Below are 981 nucleotides of genomic sequence, written 5' to 3'. Positions count from 1 at the left end.
CTAAGGTCTTCTTGACGCTTTGAGCCGGGAGATCTTGCTGGGTTGCCCGTCTGAGAACCTGGCCCTTCACAGCCTGGTTGTAAACCCCGCCGGAGGCAGAGCGGGCGGGACGGAGTCCTCACAAAACCGAGTGAGGCAGGCGACCCTCTGCCGAGCCGTTGGCTAAGGCCCTGCCAGAGCGTGAGTTGCCCGCTTGTAGGCTTCCTCCAGCGTCTCTGCCAAGGTGGGGTGAACGTGCACCAAGCCGGCCAGTTCTCGCACCGTGGCCCGGCGAGCAATGGCCTGAGCTGCCTCGTGAATCAAATCCGCCGCATGGGGCCCGAAGATATGGGATCCCAGCAGTAGGCCGGTGCTCTTGTCAAAGACCAGCTTGACCATGCCCTCTGTCTCTCCCGAAGCAATGGCCTTGGAGTTGCCGCCAAAGTAGGTGCGCACCGTGCCCACGCTGTAGCCTTCCTCCTTGGCCTGAGGTTCGGTCAGCCCCACAAAACCCATTTCCGGGTGGGTGAACACCGCGGCCGGGATGCTGAGGTAGTCCATGTAGGCAGTACGGCCACAGATGTTTTCCACGGCCACTCTCCCCTGAGCTGCCGCCGCGTGAGCCAACATCATTTTGCCGGTCACATCCCCAATGGCCCAGAGGTGAGGCAAATCGGTGGCCATGCGGCTATCGACAGGAATAAACCCCCGTTTGCCGGTGTCGATGCCCAGCTCGGCCAAGCCCAGCCCCTCTGAGACCGGGATCCGACCGGCAGCCACCAAGCAGCCATCCACCTGCAGCGTCTCGCCGTTGGAGAGGTGAATCGTTACTGGCTGGCCAGGGATCACCTGCTTGGCCGTGATCCCCACGTAGGTCTGGATTTGCCTGGGCTTAATCAGCACCCGCTGGGCCAGGCGGGCAATATCGGGGTCAAAGGCCGGCATCAGGGTCTCCAGGGCTTCGATGAGGATGACCTGGGATCCCAAGGCAGTGTAGATGTC

1 protein-coding gene is annotated in these 981 nt (G+C 62.2%); it reads right to left on the bottom strand.

The features are described 5' to 3' along the window. Window positions 1–162: 162 nt before the first annotated feature. The coding region (locus NW837_RS15605) for an FAD-dependent oxidoreductase (protein ID WP_414332594.1) at window positions 163–981 on the bottom strand (819 nt) is incomplete at its 5' end.

Origin of the sequence: Synechococcus sp. R6-10 (genome assembly GCF_047461815.1) — a bacterium.
In the GTDB taxonomy this organism is placed as follows: Bacteria; Cyanobacteriota; Cyanobacteriia; order Thermostichales; family Thermostichaceae; genus Thermostichus.
The sequence above is the reverse complement of the archived record's forward strand: the minus strand, read 5'-3'. Positions and strand labels throughout refer to the sequence as shown.